Raw genomic sequence first — 18,110 nt, 5'->3', positions numbered from 1 at the left:
TCAGGAGGGCACGGCCGCGGCCGTGCCCTCTCTTTCTGGGAGGGTGTCCGGCCGGATCACACCGTCGGCGGGCCCGTCTTGTCGATGAGCTTCTGCAGCGCCACCCGGTCCGGTTCCAGCAGTTCCGTGATGCGGTCCGCGTTGACCGACGCGACGATCATCTGTCCGATTTCCATGTGGATCTCGGAGAAGATGCCGTGGTGCTTCATGCGCCCGGTCTGGTAGTGCACGTCGTCGGTGGGGCTCACGTAGTGCACCGACGTCGCCTTGTAGCGGTGGATGAGGAACAGGTGGATGAGCGTCATCAGGCGCTTCTTGCGCAGCGCCTCGTCGAAGGTGTTCTGGTTACGCACCGAGAGGAAGCTGTGGTTGCGGCGGTCGTGGATGTTGGCAAAGATGATGTTGGCCGTCGTTTCGCCGCCGTCCTTGACCACCTTCAGTTCCAGAAGTTCCGAGCCGGCGGTGTGCGGCCGCAGCTCCACGTGCAGCGGTCCCGGCAACCGGTAGTGCGCCCGCCACATCTCCAGCCACTCGTCGAGCAGCTTGCGCGGCACCTCGGTCTGCACCAGGTGCTGGAACTGGGTGGAGCCCCGGCCCATCGCCTTGGTGGTGGCGGAGCGGCCCGATGACGCCATGAGCGCGCCGTCCAGGCGCGGCCCGCCCACCAGCGTCTGCGGCGTGCGGTAGGGCGACTCGAGCAGCCGGAAGCGGCGCTGCAGCCGTGCGAGCGCCAGCATGCCGTCCTGCTGCAGGGCGGTGGCGAAATCCTCCGCGGCGAGGCCGTCGATCTGGTGGCCGCCGTAGGTGATGAAGTTGAACACGAACCCCAGCTTGCCCAGTTCTTCGGGGAAGCGTTTCATCTCATCGTCGCTCATGCCGGTGGTGTCCCAGTTGAACGAGGGGGAGAGGTTGTAGGCCAGCATCTTGCCAGGGTACTCGGCGTGGATGGCCGCCGCGTACTTGCGCGCGTCGTCCAGGTTGGCGGTCTTGGTCTCCATCCACAGGATGTCCGCAAAGGGTGCCGCGGCCAGAGACTTGGCGATGGCGTAGTCGATGCCCGAGTTCAACTGGTAGTAGCCGTCGGGGGTGCGCGGGTACTCGTAGTCCCACACGATGCGGATGCCCATGGCCTCGGCGCGGTCGGCGGCATCGTAGAACGAGGCATGCCCCGCGAAGGCGAGCCACGCCTCCACCGTCATGTCGTACTTCTCCCCTTCACCCATGCGGAACTCCATCACGTCGGCCACCGCGCGCGCGTAGGTCTTGAGCCCCGCCTCGGCCTGCCACACCTCGAGGTAGCGGGTGACGATGGGGTCGAGCAGGCGGTCGATGCTGGTGTCCTCGCCAGCCGTTGCCGCACCCGCCGTGATCAACTCCGTGATGCCGTTGCGCTCCAGCCACGCGGATGCGCCGGCGTACTCGTGGTCCGAAATCGAGTAGAGCAGATGACCCAGCACCGCCTTCACGCCCAGCTCGTGGAGCATGCGCAAAATGGCCAGGTAGCCCACCTTGTAGCGGGGAAGTTCGACGCTGGTGGCGCCCAGGATGAAGGGCTGATCGCGTTCGTCGGCCGAACTCTCGATGAAGGTGGCCGACTCGGCGTCGGTGCGCGCCACGATGATGCCCGCCACGCGCATGATATCCAGCTGGAAGCGGGCCGCGTTGAGCCGCTTGTTCTGCTCGTCCTGGCTCACCAGCACCTTGCCGCCCTGGTGGCCGCACTTCTTGACACCGGCCTTCTGGTCTTCGATGTGGTAGCCGGTGACACCCACCTCGACGAAGCGGCGGATGAGATTGCGCACGTGCGCATCCCCGCCGTGGCCGGTGTCGGCGTCGGCGATGATGAAGGGGCGGAAGTCGTGCTGCGGGGTTGCGGCGCGCTGCGCCTCGCTCATGCGCGCGCGCAGGAAATGCTGGTTCTTGTCCGCGGTGAGCAGCGCGCGCACGATGGGGGCCGCTTCGTCCGGCACCTGGCTCAGCGGATAGCTGGCGAGATCCGCGCCGGGATCCTCGGCGAGGGAACCCTTGGCGGAGGTGGCCCAGCCGCCCAGGTAGATGCCCTCGATGCCCAGCCGCTTCATGGTGACGGCCTGGCCGGGGGAGTAGGGGCCGAAGGTGGTAATGGACTTCTTCTGCGCGGAGAGCTCGCGCAGCCGTGTGTAGAACTGTTCGGCCGCCACACGGGCGACGCTGTAGTCGTTGTCGATCGTCCCCTGCTGTTCGGCCACCTCGCGCGGCGAGTACAGGCGGACGATTCCCTGGAAGCGCGGGCTGTCGAACCACGCGCGTGCGGCGGCAACCTGTTTCTCAAACGGGGTCATGCTCGGCATCTTTCTTTTTGGGTACGGGGCATCGGGTCAGACGTCAAGCGTACCATACTTGCTGCCGGCAACCAACCGTGGCCTGTGTTTCAATGCCACTGATCCCGGTGGCTTGAATCCGCTGGACCGAACCCCCTTTTTTGGCCGTCCGCCCGCGCGGGAAGGGAGAACCAGCCATGCGCTACGCATCCATTCTGTTCGTACTCCTCTTGTTCAACCCATCGTCCGTTCGCGCCGGCGTTACCACGGGTCTGGTGGCGTGGTACCCGTTCAACCTCGACATGCTGGACGCGAGCGGCGTTGGCAACCACGGGTCGCCGGTGGGTGGCGTGGTGCCAACCATCGACCGCTTCGGGACCCCGGATGGCGCCTACGAGTTCAACGGCACCAACTCGTACATTTTCGTTGCGAACTCGACGAGCCTCTCCTCGCCGGACACCGCGGTGACGCAGGCGGCGTGGGTGATGCCCTACGGCCCCAGCCTGGTGGGGCAGGCCTTCGGTCCGGTGACTATGAAGAGCGCCAGCGCGCCGAACGCGTTCATGTACCGATTGATCGCCACACCGGATGGCACCTTCGGTTCCAGCTACAACGACTGGTTCAACTTCTACGGCGACGAATATCCGGCGGCGGACGAGTGGCACCACGTGGCGTCGGTGTTCGACGGTGACCACGTGCGGCTGTACCTGGATGGCGTGCGGGTGGATTCGCTCGCCGCGCCCCTCACCATCACCCCGGGGCCGCAGGACCTCACCATCGGCGGCGATATTCCCGGCATTCTCGAGATCTTCAACGGCAAGATAGACGACGTGCGCATCTACTCGCGCGCGTTGACCGACGACGACGTGGCCGAGCTGTGCTCGTGCGGGTCCACCGGGGTCGGCGATACGGGCCGCGGGCGTTGCGTGTGCGCGGATATGCGTACAACAACGCGGGCAACGGCGGCAACGTCGACCCGGTTGCGGTGCGCTGGCCCGATTTCGCGGAAATCCCCGGCGTGGGCATGACATCGCTGGCGTGCGACGGGCAACCTGCCACCGCGCAGAGCACGTGGGGGCGCGTGAAGGCGCTATACCGCTAGGCCGTCACGGTGCCGGAGCCGTCGATTTTCCGTCGCCGCGCACGAAGAAGACTTCGCCCTGGTACTGCCTGCGGCCCACGCGCCCGTCGAGCAGGAGCTGGTCGATGAGTGCCGGGTCGGTGCCGGCATCCGCCAGGTAGGCGCGCGCCGCCGCCTCGCGCATTGGATGCACCGCCAGAATTCCCAGCAGGTCCTCCACCGGATCGCCCGCGCGGATGAACCTTCCCATCTCCTTCGTGGGTAGAACCACCACGTTCTTCAACCGCTCTTTCATGATGACACCCGCGCGCTCCAGTGCCGCGTCGCTCGCGGGGGAAACCCCCGTGCTCGCTGGCGGTCGCGTGGGAACACCGACGAAGGACCGCGACGGCGCAATCTCGGCCAGGAAGTTGGCCACGCCGGTGACGTTTGGCTCGTCGTCGTTGACCCCGTCCACCAGCATGGTGTCGCTCACCAACTCACCCTCGAACTCGCGGGCGAACAAGCGGCAGCCCTCCAGCACACGATCCAGGTCGAGCGCGCCGTGGGCGCGGTTGAGGCGGTGCCAGGTGTCCGCGCGCGTCGTGTCCATCTTGACCGACACGATACAGGCCGCGGCGAGGTCCTCGCGCACCTCCGGCATCCACAGGAGCGACCCGTTGGTGATGACGGCGACGGGGATTCCCAGCGGCAGGAGCGCGCGGATGCAGGTGCCCAGGTTGGCATCCAGAGTGGGCTCGCCGTCGGGCACAAACGAGATGTAGTCGATGCGCTCCCCGGCGGCGATACAGGCGTCCACCCGGCGCACGACCGCGTCGACCACCTGGGTGGGGGCGAGGAAGCGGCGGCGGGCGGCGCGCAGATGCGACGTTCCCACCTGGCAGTAGGTGCACGAGTAGCTGCACGCCTTCCAGGCCAGGTGATTGACGCCCAGGCTCTGCCCGAGCCGTCGCGAGGGTATGGGTCCGAACGCAATCATTTGACTGCCAGTATGTTAGCTCGTTTGGCCCCACGATGCATATGATGCACGTGCATCATAGGTTGTGGCCGGGAAAATGTCCCTGGACCCGGGTAAGCGCAGGCCCCCTGTGGGGTTGCGCCGGCTTCCGGCCGTAAGTCCAACCCATGAGTGCTATTACGTGCGATTCCCCGGGGTTGCGGGCGCACGGGGACAATTTCCCGGCCACAACCTGCGGGATTGAGACATTCGCGCTTTGCTGGTATCATCAAACGGTTTAGCGCCACCCACCGCAGTGAACCCGCACCCGTGGTCCGAAGGCTTGATTCGCAACCTGCGCATCTTCATCTTGCTTGCCGTTGTGGTGGTGCCGACCGCGATGCCCGCGCTCGCCCAGCCCACCATTACCGACCAGCTCTACGCCACCCACCACCCGCGGCTGCTCTTCTCGAGTGACGATGTCCCCGCCCTGCGCGCCAAGGTCACCGACGGCGGGCGCGACGACGAGGCCTACGCCTTCATCCGCAATCTCGTCCAGAACGTGTACCCGACTGAGACCGTCGGCGAGATCCTCGGCATGTACTACGCCGACGGCATCATCATGCAACTCGCACTGGTGCACCGGATCGAGTCGCCACCGGACACGTTCGCCCGCGACCTGGGCAAGGCCATCACGCTGTACGTGGCGAACAACTGGGAACCCGACTTCGACGAGGCATACTCCGGCATGCGCCTGCGCACGCTGGCGCTTGGCTACGACAAGTACTTCGAAACGGCGACGGAGGCGGAACGGGGACTCGTGCGCGACGAGATGGTGCGCTACATCCAGAAGATGATATGGAACCCCGGCTACAAGCAGTTCGAGCGGCAGCCGTATCTGGCGAACCACAGCGCCATGTTTGGCGCCGCGCTGGGGCTGGCGGCGATCGCGCTGCAGGGCGAAACCGAAGACTACGTGGTCAACGACGCCATGGCGATGGCGGACCGCATCGTGGATGGTCTGCTGCTGCACATCTTCGACGAGGGCGGGTCGTACAACGAGGGCGATCTGTACGGGCTGTGGGCGCTGAAGAATCTCATCGTCTATTTCGATGCGCGCAAGCGCTTCGATGGGCTGGATTACTCGCACCATCCGCGCCTGCGCGCGGTTGAGCAGTGGCTCGCCTACGAACTGCTACCGGAGGGTGGCGCGCGCTCGCACAACCTCAACGATACCGTGGTCACCGGCATCCCCTTCGCGCGCAGCACGATGTACTTCGACTGGGCCATCAATCAGTGGGGCAGCGGGTTGTCCGCATGGATATGGGAGCACGCCGCCGGGATCTACGGGGTGGACCTGGGCCGGGAGGCGGACAAGTCGGCCACCGTGTTGTGGCACCGGACGGTGACGCCGATTGCGCCGGGGGACATTCTGCCCAATCACCGGATCTGGGTGGGGCGCGGCCTGTACCACTACCGCACCGGCTGGCAGCAGGGAGCCAGTTCCGACGACGTGATGTTCAATTTTTACTCCGGGAAGTTTCAGGGCGGGCATGCGCAGGAGGATCAGAACCAGTTTGCGCTCTATGGCTACGGCGAGCGCTTCGTCATCGATCACGGCGCGGGCGCGAAGAGCAAACATAGCGAAGCGCACAACATGGTGTTCATCGATGGCAAGGGTCAGCACAACGCCGGCGGGTCGGTGGGTACCGACGGCCGCATGGCCGAGTACCTGCTGGGTGGCATCGCGGATTACGTGGTGGGCGACGCCACCAAGGCGTACACCACGTACAGCGAATTCAACGCCCCCAATCGTCCCTACGACGGAACCGACTGGTCGTGGGGATACCAGGGGGCGAACCCGGTGGACTTCGCCTATCGGCGCGTGCTCACCGTGCACGGACCCTCCGCGTCGCCCTACTTCGTGGTCATGGACGACATCCGCAAGGATGGCGCGGTGCACAACTACGAGTGGCGTCTACACACGCTTGCTACCAATGCCGTCGATGTGACGGTGAATCCCATGACCATCACCGGGACGACCGGCGCCATGGATCTTCACCTGCTCAACCCCGCCTTCGAGTCGGTGTCGGTTGCCACCGAACCGTTCGACAACCTCACCGACGAACCGGATGCCACCCTGATCAAGGTGGCGTGCGATGCGGTGGAGCCGTCGTTCGCGTTCCTGCTGCTGCCCCATTATATCGGCGAACTGGGTCCGCAGACGGTCCGTTACGACTATCCGTGGGGATACGCCCTGGTTCTGGACTGGCGCAACGGGGTGGTGGATCACGTCGTGCGCAACAACACGGGCGTGGCCGCAACCCACGGGCACATCGAGACCGACGCGCTGCTGACCTTCGTGCGCGAGGAATACGGCGGACTGCTCGGCTACCTGGTGGCGGGCGGGAGCCACCTGTCCGTCTCCGGGACGACTCACGTGACCGTGAACAACGGAACCATGACCTGCGAGCTGTCCGGGCCCACGCTCTACATCGATCGCTACGACGCCGACTTCCGGATTCGCAACCGTGGCATCACGCGGCTCATGTATCGCGACCAGGAACTGGGCTTCGTCGAGGACGGGGAGGACGTGATTCGCGGCGGCGCCACCGCCGTGGGTGGCACCCCGCCGGTTGCGGGAGGCCTCCAGTTGCGCGCCCACCCCAATCCGTTCAACCCCGCCACCTCGTTGCGCGTCGATGCCGACCCCGCGGTGCCGGTCCGCGTGGCCGTCTACGACGTTACCGGGCGCCGGGTGCGTCTGTTGTGGAATGCGCCCCTCCACGCCGCCACGCGTGTGATGACCTGGGACGGCCGCAACGGCGCAGGCACGCCGGTGGCGAGCGGCATCTACATCCTCAGGGCGACGACGCCCTCCGAATCCGCCACCATCAAGCTGAACCTCCTCAAGTAGCCGCCCGCATCCGGCATTGAGCTGGCGCCTGTCTGCCTGTATCATGGCCCCCCCTGCGCCCGCACGGGCGCCAATCCGCCGCCATGCAAATGTTTACCATGCGTACCGAAAGGTCCGGGGTTTCGCTCATGCTCGGTAAGACGTTCGGCCACTATCAGATTACGGCGAAGATCGGCAAGGGGGGCATGGGCGAGGTCTACCGAGCCCGCGACACGAAGCTGGAACGCGACGTCGCCATCAAGTTCCTCCCCGAGGACATGGCCTCCGACCCCGAGCGCATCGCGCGTTTCGAACGTGAGGCCAGATCCGTGGCCGCGCTGCAGCACCCCAACATCGTCACCATTCACGCGGTGGAGGCCGTCGACGGCCGCAGTTGCATCGTCATGGAACTGGTGGAGGGCAAAACGCTGGCTGAGCTGATCCAGCCCGGCGGCATGACGCTGGACAGGTTCTTCGAGATCGCCATTCCGCTCTCCGACGCGCTGCGCGCCGCGCACGCCAAGGGCATCACCCACCGCGACCTCAAGCCGTCCAACATCATGATGGACCAGGAGGGTCGCCTGCGCGTGCTCGACTTCGGGCTGGCGAAGCTGATGGCCGCGCCCGGCGCGAGCGGCGAGACCACCGTGGGCGCCGGCGACGTCACCGCGGAGGGGAAGATCATCGGCACCGTCAACTACATGTCGCCCGAGCAGGCCGAGGCCAAGGCGCTCGACCACCGTTCCGACATCTTCTCGCTGGGCGTGGTGCTCTACGAGATGGCCACCGGCATGCGCCCCTTCAAGGGCGACACGCCAATCTCCACCGTGTCCTCCATCCTCAAGGAGAAGCCGGCCTCGGTGACCGAGCTGCGCGAGAACCTGCCGCGCCACCTCGGGCGCGTGATCAACCGCTGCCTGGAGAAGAACCCGGAGAAGCGCTTCCAGACCGCGCGCGACGTGTGCAACGAGCTGGAGGGACTCCAGAAGGAAGTGGAATCGGGTGACATCGAACAGTCCGTCAGCGCATCGATGTCGCGCAGTTCGCTGAACCTTGATCCGCCCGGGCGCCGCAAGCCGTGGGCTCCGGTGGCGGCGGGCGTTGCGGTGGTCGCGTTGGTGGCGTCGTACTTCCTGTTTGTGCGCAAACCCGCACCCGATCTCGCGCTCAATGTCACCACCCGGCCCATGACCGGGTCGGTGGGTGTCGAGGTGGCGGGCAGCTGGTCGCCCGACGGCGGTTTCTTTGCGTACAGCCACTCGCAGTCGGGACCCACCGACATCTTCGTGGTGGCGGCGGCGGGGGGCGATCCCATTACGCTCGTCAAGAGCGATGCCGACGACATCATCCCGCGCTGGTCGCCGGACAACCGCTGGGTGGCCTTTGCCTCCAACCGCGGCGGCAAGACCGGCGTCTACCTGGTGCCGCCGCTCGGCGGCCAGGTGCAGAAGCTGGTGGACACCGGGGGAACGACGTTCTCGACGAGCCTGTACGGAACCATGGGGACGAACCCGTGGTCGCCCGACGCGCGCCGGCTGCTCTTCGCGCGCGAGGACGAATCCGGGGTCATGAGCGTCTGGGTGCTCGAACTGGACACGCGCAAGGAGACGCAGTTGACCACGCCGAAGCCCAGCACGTTTGACTATGTCGCCAGCTATCGTACGCTCCGGCCGCAAGCGGCAGGTGCTGGTGCTGGAGAACAACACCCAGCCGGTGGTGGCACGCGATGGCCGCATTCTCTACGACAAGTCGAGCCACCAGACGGATCTATATCTCCAGGACCTCAATGGCGAAAAACAGGAGCGCCTGACGTTCCACACCCAGGACAACTTCGGGCCCGTGATATCGCCCGACGGAACGCGGGTGGCCTACTCGTCCTCGCGTACCGGCAATGCCGAGATATGGGTCATCGACCGCCAGACCGGCTCCGAGCGACAGCTCACCAACCGCCCGGCCGGCGACTTTAACTCCTGCTGGTCGCCGGATGGCCGCGAGATCGCGTTTGCCTCCGACCAGGATGGCGACTACCGGCTGTGGGTGGTTGCGGCGGACGGCGGCGCACTGCGCATGCCGGGGAACAACCGCATCACCGGCAACGGACCTCTCTGGGCACCGGATGGCTCGTCCATCGGTATCATCTCGAACGCCGAGAGCGGCAACGCGCTGTTTCTGGTGGATCCAAAGGACGGGACCAGCCGCAAGGTGCTGGACCACGTCAAGGCGTTCGACTGGTACCGCGACGCGAACCACGTGGTCTATTCCCCGGAGGGGCCGGGTTCCGAGATGCGAGTGGGTAATCTCGAGACCGGAGAGTCATCGCTGCTCCTCAGTGCGCCGTTCACCGAGTTCCGGGTGGCACCGGATGGCAGCGGCGTGGACTACTGCACCGCCCAATCCCACTCCAACATGAACCTGGTCCTGCTGCCACTCTCGCCGCCCACCGGTGCTGGCGGACTGCCGCGCCCGGCCGGGCCACCGCACGCCCTCACCGACGGCCGCGGCGAATGGCACGTGCACAACGGCGGCTGGTCGCCGGACTCGAAGCAGGTCATCTACACACGCGACACCGACACCGGCGACATCTACGTGCTCGAGGGCGTGAAATAAGCCTGCTTCCCGCCGGGGGTGTTCGTCCCCCGGGGCATACAGACAAAAAAGAAGAGAGGAGCCTTTCGGCTCCTCTCTTTCTTTTGGGGGCGCACGCAATGGGCGCGTGAAACCCTACTTCAGCAGCACCATCTTCCGGGTCTGCGAGAAGTTCCCCGCATCCAGCCGGTAGAAGTACACGCCGCTGGCCAGATTGGCCGCATCCAGCTCCACCGTGTGGTAGCCGGCCGGAGCGGTGTCGTCGATCAGCGTTGCAACCTTCTGACCCGCGACGTTGTAGACCACCAGCGATACGCGGCTCTCGGCCGGCAGCGCAAAGCGGATCTGCGTCGTGGGGTTGAACGGGTTGGGCGTGTTCTGCCCCAGGCTGTACGCGGTGGGAAGACCACTCGTACGCGGCGCCGCGCCACCGTCATCCATGCTGCCCGGCGAGAACGACGCGAGTGCCGCTGCCGCAGGATGCGTGTTGTAGTAGCCCAGATAGAACGGGCTCGTGTTCCGGCCGCCCGGAGCGTTGGTGTTGGCGGTGACGAGGTACGGCCGCATCATCTCGTTGTCCTCGTGGTCGATGATGTGGCAGTGCCACACGTAGCCGTGGCCACCGTTGGGATTGAAGTCGAACCACAGCGAGTTGGCCGGAGCTGCCGCCGGGGCATCGGTCGGGGCCCAGCGCGCGATCACCGTGGTGACCTCGCCCGGGTACATGATGAACGTGTCCTTCCAGCCCATTTCGTTGGGCAGGGTCGGCTTCGGCATGCCCTGCAGATGGGGCGTGACGTCCGGGTTCCCGCCGAGGAACGGGGTCCAGTTGGTGCCCGCGGGGTCGTTGCCGGTACCGTAGTTGAGCGGCGGACCCCAGCCGCCCTCGAAGCCCAGCGGGAAGCCGGCGGCGACGAAGGCACTGTTGTACACCTTGGCATACCGGTTGGTGTTGAACTTCTGGCGGCTCAACAGCTGGAACTGTACGAGGTGCAGGTGAATGGGGTGTGCATCCGCGGTCATGTTGATGATCTGCCAGACCTCGGTCTGTCCTTCCTGCGTGATCTCGGAGTACATGGTGTTGGAGGTACCCGACGGATCCATCGTGAAGTCGTTGTATGGACGCGTTGAGTGACCCGCCCACTTGGTGTTGTTCACCAGCACCTCGAGCGGGCCGCCCGGGCCCATGACCTCGTTGAGGGTGAGCTGGCGCTGCTTGTTCACCGGCACCGCGGGCGTGCCGCTCAGGAAGTTGGCCAGCTTGACCATGGGCGTGGTCCTGCCCGTGATCACGCTGTTGTCTGCGCCGGCCAGCCCGCCGTCCACGCGGAACTGCATGATCTGACCGAGCGTGGAGCCCTTGGGCGGGGTGCCCTTGGGGTAGGGGGCGTTGCCCGAGTTCTTGAGCGTCCACACGCCGCTCGGGCTCGTGACCTGCGAGAAGTCGATCACGAGGTCGGCGCGCTCACCGGGGGCGATGAGCAGTTTTCCGGCGATGGCGACGGGCGTGTCCAGCAGACCGCCGTCGGTGCCCACCTGGTAGATGGTGGGGCCCATGGTGCCGGACGCGAGGTCCTGCAACCACAGTTCGTAGAAGCGGGCGTTGGACCCGTTGAGCAGCCGGAAGCGGTACTTGCGCGGCGCGACGCTCAGATACGGCCAGGTCTTGCCGTTGACGGTGATGATGTCGCCGATGAACTCCGGCGTCCAGTACGGGTGGACGGTCGGGTTGGGCGGCATCATGCCGAACGGACCGCCCGCCGGCCAGTATAGCTGTCCGTTGGTGTCGAACATGCGATCCTGGATGGCGATTTCAATTTCCGGGAGATACGCCGCACCGAACGTGCCGGTGGCCGCGTTGAACTCCTGAACCTTGCCGTCGCCGGACCAGCCCGGCAGGTGGAGGGCGTCTTCCGCGTTGTCGCGCAGGAAGTAGAAGCCCGCCGTACCGGCGTACACGTTCAGACGCGTGGCGCCGAGTGCATGGTCGTGGTACCAGAGCGTGGCCGCTTCCTGCGTGTTGGGATAGTGGTAGACGTTGGTCTGGGCCGCATGACCGCCCGCGAGGCCGCTGGGCGTGAACCAGGAATCCGGTCCGCCGTCGGACCACGCCGGCACTTCGCCGCCGTGGAGATGCACCGTCGCCGGTACGTCACCGGTGTACAGGTCCATGCTGTGCGTGCCCATGGCCCAGTGCAGTGTCTGGTCGACGGCGATGTTGACGGCGTCGTAGCTCTCGTTCAGGGAGTTGAGGTAGAGCACGTCCAGGGGCACGCCGCGCTTCGCCTCGATGGTGAACGACGGCCACAACGGACCGCGTGTCACCGCTCCGTTCGAGACCCGGTAACCCCACACGTGGGTGAGCCCCGCGCCGTTTCCAACCACGGTGCCGTTGCCGAGCACGGTTCCGGTGGAGAGGGCCTGCTGATCGAGGGACATGAGTTCCACCGTCAGCGGTGTTCCGGGTTGAGTGGCGTCCACGCGCGCGCCGGCAAAGTGCGGCAGGGGATCGACGAATTTAGGAATCGCGGTGGGAGCGATGGGTAGCTGATTCTTCCCCGGATACTGTGCAAAGGTAGACACCGCGGAAAGCGATACCACGCCAAGCACGGTCGCGAGGATGGCGACTGCTGATCTTGTTCTCATGGGGGGCGTCCTCCACAAGTTGATGGGTCCGGCACTATCAGCGCTGCACGAAACACCCGCCGGACCGGCCGTAACCAGCAGACGGCTCCGCGCGATACCAACGCTCCATTGTGAAGCTATTCCCTGTGTAATGTTGGTTAATGCGGACGGGATACAGCAACAGTCTTGGGGCGTGCCGGGGAGTCATGAGTCTGGAGAAGAGGCGTACCGCGAATTCGGGACAACCGCCGAATGTCGCGATGCGTGTGCTCTTGATCGGACCCGTCCTGTCGACGGGCGGTCCGGAGGTCAGTGCACTGCTTCCATCCAGGTGTGCCGGTTCGATTGTTCGATGCCGACGTTACAGGGATGGCAGAGTTGATTGATGCTGTATATTCTGACACAAAGGTCCGATTTATTTCAAGGACGTAATGCGCATGCATCGTCTTTCTTCGCGGAAATCAAATCACACAAGCACATGCGAATTGTTAAGCTCTCCCGGTTCACCCCGCCCGTCGCTCCGTGCACTGCCAGCACGGAATGGTGTTCCCGCTCCAAACGCGTTGACCCACTCGTACTCGCGCGTCATTAGTTTGCTCAGGCGGTGGTGAAGGCCCTTCACGCGTTCGATATCCCAGTTGAAGGATGCGATTTCGTCCGAGAGCCGCAGGAACTCAACGGCAAACCCGTCGCGTTCACCCTGGTATGCGGCCAGTGCGCCGTCCGTGCCCGCCGTCACGGCGTTCGCGAGCAACTCGGCGTCGCGCAGGGCGTCCGTCATGCCGTGTGCCGTCAGCGGATCCTTAAAGCAGCCGGCGTCACCCACCAGCGCCCAGCCCGGTCCCCACGACTGCCGGATGAAACCCGGCATGCCGGCGAACGGGTGCAGCTTGCCCACGCGCTCCGCGCGCCCGATGGCGCGCCCGAGGCCGGGGTCGTTTTCAGCCACCACGGTCCGGAAGAGCGCGTCGAAGCCGGTGAAGCGCCTTGCCTGGTAGCGCTCGGGCGGCAGCCCGACGAACACGCAGGTGGTGCCGTCGTTGGTGGGGATCACGCCCGCCGCAACGCGGTCGGCGAAGTGCCAGTGGGTACCGTTGACGCCCAGCCGGCAGTAGCCGTAGATGTACGCGCCGGGGCGGTCGGCGGTGTGCAGCGTCGCGGCGCCGACCGCGCGCGCCACGGTGGAACGCACGCCATCCGCGCCGATCACGATGTCCGCCGCGACATGCCGGACCCCGCCGTCCTCGCCGCGAAACGCGACGCCGCACACGCGTCCGCCGGGATCGCGCAGCAGGCGTTCGACCCTCGCCCCGTGGATCACGTGTGCGCCGCTCTCCACCGCGGCGTCGGCCAGGATCGCGTCCAGCACCGTGCGGCGCGGTGCGTACAGGGCGTCGACGCCGTCGCGCGGCTGAATCGGGATCTCGATGGCTTCGCCGCCGTAGTGGAAGGTGGTCAGCCGGATGGCCGGCGTTCCCGCGGCGACGACGCGGTCGAGCAGACCCCAGCGGCGGAGCTGAAGCACACCCGCGCGCATCAGGGCGTGGGTGGACGTGGTGTCACTGCCGCGGGTGCTTTGCTCGAGCACGAGAACGCGCAGGCCGGAACGGGCCACCAGCATCGCCGTGGACGCGCCGGCCACGCGGGCACCGACGACGATGGCGTCGTACCGGGGTTGAATGGGGTTGTGTCCGGTCATCGGGTTCATTCGTCTCTCCTTCGGGTTACGCAACGGCCAGGCGTTTGTGCGCCAGCCGCTGGACGATGTGATCCGCCAGGTCGGCGGCGTCGGCGCCGACGCCGTCGAGAAAGCTCGAGTTGCGCCGCCGCATGTAGAACAATCCGAGCGCGTACAGACCCGGCTCGGTGGTGATGCCGCCTTCGTGCCGGATCTCGCCGCGCGCGTCCAGCACCGGCACGCGCAGCCACGGGTACTCGCGACGGTAGCCGGTGGCCCAGATCACCGTGCGGATGTTCTCGGCGGCGAGATCGATCACGCGCGGCGCGTCGGGAACCCGGATGCGTGCGGGCCGGCCGGGTGCGGTGACCCCCGACTCGAGTTTGCTGTCGGCGACATGGCGGTCCACGCGGTCGAGCTGCTCGTTCATCTTCATCTCCGCGCGATCCATCGACGCGGCGAGATCGTCCGCCAGGTACACACGGCGGCCGAATGTGCCGATCATGCGTCCCGCCACGCGCACGCCGAGTTCCTGCAGCACCCCCAGGTCAAGGGAGCGATGGTCCTCGCTCCCCACGAGTTGCAGCGAGGGCTGGCGGCGCGACGCCTCGATGTCCCACGCCTCGCCGGTGGTTTCGGTGAGGACGCCCAGCGCGTCGAACCACGCCATGATGTCGCGGCCCCGGTAGCGGCGCGGCAGCCGCGTGTGTCGGCCGACGGCCACGGTGACGGGACGCCCGGTACGGGCGATCTCGGCAGCCAGCTGGATGCCGGTGGCCGATGCGCCGGCGATGAGCACGCCCCCGTCGCGCAGGTTCTCCGGCCGGCGGTACCGCGACGGCACCACCTGGTCGATCTGCGGCGCGAGTGCCGCCGACATCGGCGGCACCTGGGGCCGGTCGCAGTGACCGGTGGCGATGACCACGTTGGGCGCGCGCCACACGCCGGCGTCCGTCTGGACGCGGAACCCGGCCGGGTCGCGCTCCACGGCGTCCACCGTGACACCGGCGTGAACCGGCGCGGAGAAGGATCGGGCGTAGTCGTCGAGGTAGTTGATCACTTCCTGTTTGCTCATGAAGCCATCCGGGTCTGTGCCGCGGTAGGACCAGCCGGGAAGGCGGCTCTGCCAGCGCGGTGTCAGCATGCGAAGGGAGTCCCAGCGTTCGCTGTGCCAGCGCTCGGCCACGCGTCCTCTTTCCAGAACGACGTGATCGATACCGCGGTCCGCGAGGCAGCGGCTCATCGCCAGTCCTGCCTGGCCCCCGCCGATGATGATGGTGTCCGTGCGTTTCATGATGATTCCTTTCCCGGTTGGCGCCGCCGGCCGGAGCCGTTGCTGACATCCGGCCGGCGGGCCATCGTTGCCGTTCACCCGGCGTTCACCGTCATCGCAATCGGAACGCCGTTGGCGAGAACGTCGTACACCGCGCTGCGTTTGCGGCCCTGCTCGACGATCTTCTCGAGCACCTCGCGCGGGGCATCGCCCTTGATCTTGAAGTTGATGCGCAGGCCTTCGTACCCGTTGCGGACCTCGTTGGACAGTCCGAGAATGCCGCGCAGGTCGATGTTGCCCTCGATGCTCGACTCCACTTCGTAGAGGGTCACACCGCGCGCCGCGGCGATGTTGCCGATGCCGGCCGTGATGCACGCCGCCAGTGCGTGGAGGAGAAACTCCACCGGTGTCGGCGCCTGGTCACGCGCCACCAGCACGGCCGGGTGGTCGCCGTCATAGACGAACTCCTTCTCGTGCATGCGCTCCTCGCCGGCGCCGTAGAACGACTGGATGCGGCTGCGGCTGTGGGTGCCCTGCTGCCAGCGGTTGGTGGCCCGGAACTGGAACTTCGCCAGCTCCGGCTGGCTGCCGACGGCATTGATGGTGGCCAGCAGCGTGGGGGTGTCCACGCCGTTGCGGGGTTCGGGCATCTTCTTTTCGTTCATGGCGGTTGACATGGTGGTGTCTCCTTCTGGTTTTCGGGGTCCGGTTGCGGCCGCCCATCGGCCGCGGATGACTACCCCTAAGGCACGGTGCGTACCACTCGCGCCAGTTTGATTAAAGCGTTGTAATGTAATGAATTGAGTCCTTAGCACCCGGAGCGGCGCGGGACGGGATCTCGTCGGCGGCGAAAAGTCGTCGATAGAATCGACGAGAAGTCATCGGGGTGCTATCATTCGGCCATGGCCGCACCCACCGAGCGCCGTATCGACGAAGAAACCGCCTTCCGGGCCATCGTGGAGGGAACCGCGTCCGAGACGGGACTCGACTTCTACCGCGCGCTCGTGAAGAACCTGGCCCGCGCCCTCGACACCCACGGCGCCTGGGTCACCGAGTACGACCCGCATCGGCAGCGGCTGCGCGCGCTGGCGTTCTGCATGGGGGAGAAGACGCTCGAGGGATACGAGTACCCCATCGTGGGAACGCCCTGCCACACCGCCATCCACGAAAAACAACTCGTCCACATCCCCGACCGCCTGGTGGAACTGTATCCGGCCGACAAGGACCCCAACTTTGCGGGCACGGTGAGCTACCTGGGCGTTCCCATTCTCGACGAGCACAACAACGTGCTTGGCCACCTGGCCGTCGTGGATCAGCGCCCCATGCCCGACGAGAAGCGGCTGCTGACGCTGTTCAAGATTTTCGCCGCGCGCGCCGGCGCGGAAATGCGCCGGCTCAAACTCGAAGCCGAGGTTCACGAACGGGAGCAGAAGCTCGCCCGCTTGATTGGCAGCGCCATGGATGCGATCGTCGAGTTCGACCGCGATCTGGCCATTACCATGATGAATCCGGCGGCGGAGGCGCTGTTCGCGTGCGCGCTCGCGAGGGTGCGCGGCCAGCGGCTCGATCACCTGCTGGGCGTGGATGCCGCGCGCGAGATTGCCGGTCTTGTCGACGACCTGGAGCGCGCCACGGGGGGCTCGCCGAACCTGTGGATCCCGGGCGTCTTCAACCCGCGGCCACCCGGCGGCGACGCATTCCTGGCTGAGGCCACCCTTTCGCGCTACGAAGCGCACGGGCAGCCATTCTTCAGCATGATCCTGCGCAACGTCACCGAGCGCGTGAACGCGGAACACCGCATCAAGAGCCTGTCCGCCCAGACCGAGTACCTGCGCGCCGAGATCGAAGAGGACCACGGCTTCGACGAGATCGTGGGGAAGAGCCCCGCACTGCGCGCCGCGCTGCAGGCGGTGGCGCAGGTGGCGCACACCGATGCGACCGTTTTGATACATGGGGAGACCGGGACCGGCAAGGAGTTGTTCGCGCGCGCGATCCACAAGCGCAGCCGCCGCGCGGATGGTCCCCTGATCAAGGTCAATTGCGCCGCCATTCCCGCCACGCTCATCGAGAGCGAGTTCTTCGGTCACGAGAAGGGGGCCTTCACCGGCGCCACGCAGCGCCGCGACGGGCGCTTCGCACTGGCCGACGGGGGAACCATCTTCCTGGACGAGATTGGCGAACTGCCGCTGGAACTGCAGGGCAAGTTGCTGCGTGTGCTGCAGGAGGGAGAGTTCGAACCGGTGGGAGGGTCACGGACGCGTCGCGTCGACGTGCGGGTGGTGGCCGCCACCAACCGCGACCTGGAACGGGCGGTGAAGGAGGGGACATTCCGCGAGGATCTCTATTATAGACTGAGCGTGTTCCCCCTGCCGCTGCCGCCGCTGCGCGAGCGGCACGACGACGTGGTCATCATCGCCGGCAGCCTGATCGAGAAGCTCTCCCGGCGCATGGGGCGCGCCGTCCCGCCCCTGCCGCCCGATGCCGCCGCCGTGTTGCGGGGCTACGCGTGGCCGGGGAATGTGCGTGAACTGCGCAACGTCATCGAGCGCGCGCTGATCACATCGGGTGATGGACCGCTGCGGCTGGAGCGGGTGCTGCCGGACGCCGTACGGGCTTCCGTGCTCCCGCGTCACGGGGAAGATCGACCTGCCGTCATGGGCGAAGAACACCTGCGCCGCATCGAACGGGACAACATGATCGCCGCCCTCGAACAGACCGGCTGGCGCGTGGGCGG

At 66.3% G+C, this 18,110-nt stretch carries 10 protein-coding genes and 2 pseudogenes; 6 read left to right on the top strand and 6 right to left on the bottom strand.

Annotated elements, in window-relative coordinates:
- Positions 1–56: 56 nt before the first annotated feature.
- Positions 57–2,330: an isocitrate lyase ICL2 gene (gene aceA, locus OEX18_08250; GenBank protein ID MDH4337254.1), complete on the bottom strand. Its 2,274-nt coding sequence runs from the start codon at positions 2,328–2,330 to the stop codon at positions 57–59.
- A 167-nt stretch (positions 2,331–2,497) separates the two neighbouring features.
- Between aceA and OEX18_08245 the strand changes: the two genes are divergently transcribed.
- Entirely contained in the window at positions 2,498–3,328 is an 831-nt protein-coding gene (locus OEX18_08245) for a LamG domain-containing protein (GenBank protein MDH4337253.1), read from the top strand.
- Positions 3,329–3,406: 78 nt separating this feature from the next.
- On the opposite strand, the gene OEX18_08240 is transcribed toward OEX18_08245, so the two are convergent.
- Positions 3,407–4,360 carry a radical SAM protein gene (locus OEX18_08240; GenBank protein MDH4337252.1) on the bottom strand — a complete coding sequence of 318 codons (954 nt, stop codon included), beginning with the start codon at positions 4,358–4,360 and terminating at the stop codon, positions 3,407–3,409.
- A gap of 301 nt (positions 4,361–4,661) precedes the next feature.
- Between OEX18_08240 and OEX18_08235 the strand changes: the two genes are divergently transcribed.
- The 3 genes from OEX18_08235 to OEX18_08225 all read left to right on the top strand — a co-directional run bounded on the left by OEX18_08235 (position 4,662) and on the right by OEX18_08225 (position 9,821).
- Positions 4,662–7,235, top strand: a complete 2,574-nt coding sequence (locus OEX18_08235; protein MDH4337251.1) for a heparinase II/III family protein — start codon at positions 4,662–4,664, stop codon at positions 7,233–7,235.
- Positions 7,236–7,333: 98 nt separating this feature from the next.
- On the top strand, positions 7,334–9,181 hold the full coding sequence (locus OEX18_08230; GenBank protein MDH4337250.1) for a serine/threonine-protein kinase: 1,848 nt from the start codon (positions 7,334–7,336) through the stop codon (positions 9,179–9,181).
- Entirely contained in the window at positions 9,078–9,821 is a 744-nt protein-coding gene (locus OEX18_08225; protein MDH4337249.1) for a hypothetical protein, read from the top strand. The genes OEX18_08230 and OEX18_08225 overlap by 104 nt, the downstream gene beginning before the upstream one ends.
- Before the next feature lie 114 nt (positions 9,822–9,935).
- Here the strand turns inward: OEX18_08225 and OEX18_08220 are convergent, their stop codons facing one another.
- The 4 genes from OEX18_08220 to OEX18_08205 all read right to left on the bottom strand — a co-directional run bounded on the left by OEX18_08220 (position 9,936) and on the right by OEX18_08205 (position 16,053).
- The gene (locus OEX18_08220) at positions 9,936–12,446 is read right to left on the bottom strand and encodes a multicopper oxidase domain-containing protein (protein MDH4337248.1); all 2,511 of its coding nucleotides are present in this window, start codon (positions 12,444–12,446) and stop codon (positions 9,936–9,938) included.
- Between the two features lie 445 nt (positions 12,447–12,891).
- Positions 12,892–14,133 (bottom strand): NAD(P)/FAD-dependent oxidoreductase, encoded by a 1,242-nt coding sequence (locus tag OEX18_08215; protein ID MDH4337247.1) that lies wholly within the window; start codon positions 14,131–14,133, stop codon positions 12,892–12,894.
- Positions 14,134–14,149: 16 nt separating this feature from the next.
- Positions 14,150–15,397, bottom strand: coding sequence for an NAD(P)/FAD-dependent oxidoreductase (locus OEX18_08210; GenBank protein MDH4337246.1), 1,248 nt, complete (start codon positions 15,395–15,397; stop codon positions 14,150–14,152).
- A gap of 74 nt (positions 15,398–15,471) precedes the next feature.
- Positions 15,472–16,053, bottom strand: coding sequence for an OsmC family protein (locus OEX18_08205; protein MDH4337245.1), 582 nt, complete (start codon positions 16,051–16,053; stop codon positions 15,472–15,474).
- Positions 16,054–16,278: 225 nt separating this feature from the next.
- On the opposite strand from OEX18_08205, the pseudogene OEX18_08200 reads away from it, so the two are divergent.
- Positions 16,279–17,163: pseudogene (locus OEX18_08200) on the top strand (GAF domain-containing protein).
- Positions 17,164–17,286: 123 nt separating this feature from the next.
- Positions 17,287–17,940 (top strand): annotated as a pseudogene (locus OEX18_08195) (sigma 54-interacting transcriptional regulator).
- Positions 17,941–18,110: the final 170 nt, after the last annotated feature.

It is taken from the genome of Candidatus Krumholzibacteriia bacterium (assembly GCA_029865265.1).
Taxonomy (GTDB): domain Bacteria; phylum Krumholzibacteriota; class Krumholzibacteriia; order WVZY01; family JAKEHA01; genus JAKEHA01.
This window is presented reverse-complemented; position numbering and strand designations above follow the sequence as displayed.

Excerpts from the sequence above, each read along its gene's own strand:
- OEX18_08245 (MDH4337253.1), top strand. The coding sequence starts at position 2,498 with ATGCGCTACGCATCCATTCTGTTCGTACTCCTCTTGTTCAACCCATCG.
- OEX18_08205 (MDH4337245.1), bottom strand. The coding sequence starts at position 16,053 with ATGTCAACCGCCATGAACGAAAAGAAGATGCCCGAACCCCGCAACGGC.
- OEX18_08220 (MDH4337248.1), bottom strand. The coding sequence starts at position 12,446 with ATGAGAACAAGATCAGCAGTCGCCATCCTCGCGACCGTGCTTGGCGTG.
- OEX18_08215 (MDH4337247.1), bottom strand. The coding sequence starts at position 14,133 with ATGAACCCGATGACCGGACACAACCCCATTCAACCCCGGTACGACGCC.
- OEX18_08230 (MDH4337250.1), top strand. The coding sequence starts at position 7,334 with ATGCGTACCGAAAGGTCCGGGGTTTCGCTCATGCTCGGTAAGACGTTC.
- OEX18_08240 (MDH4337252.1), bottom strand. The coding sequence starts at position 4,360 with ATGATTGCGTTCGGACCCATACCCTCGCGACGGCTCGGGCAGAGCCTG.
- aceA (MDH4337254.1), bottom strand. The coding sequence starts at position 2,330 with ATGCCGAGCATGACCCCGTTTGAGAAACAGGTTGCCGCCGCACGCGCG.
- OEX18_08210 (MDH4337246.1), bottom strand. The coding sequence starts at position 15,397 with ATGAAACGCACGGACACCATCATCATCGGCGGGGGCCAGGCAGGACTG.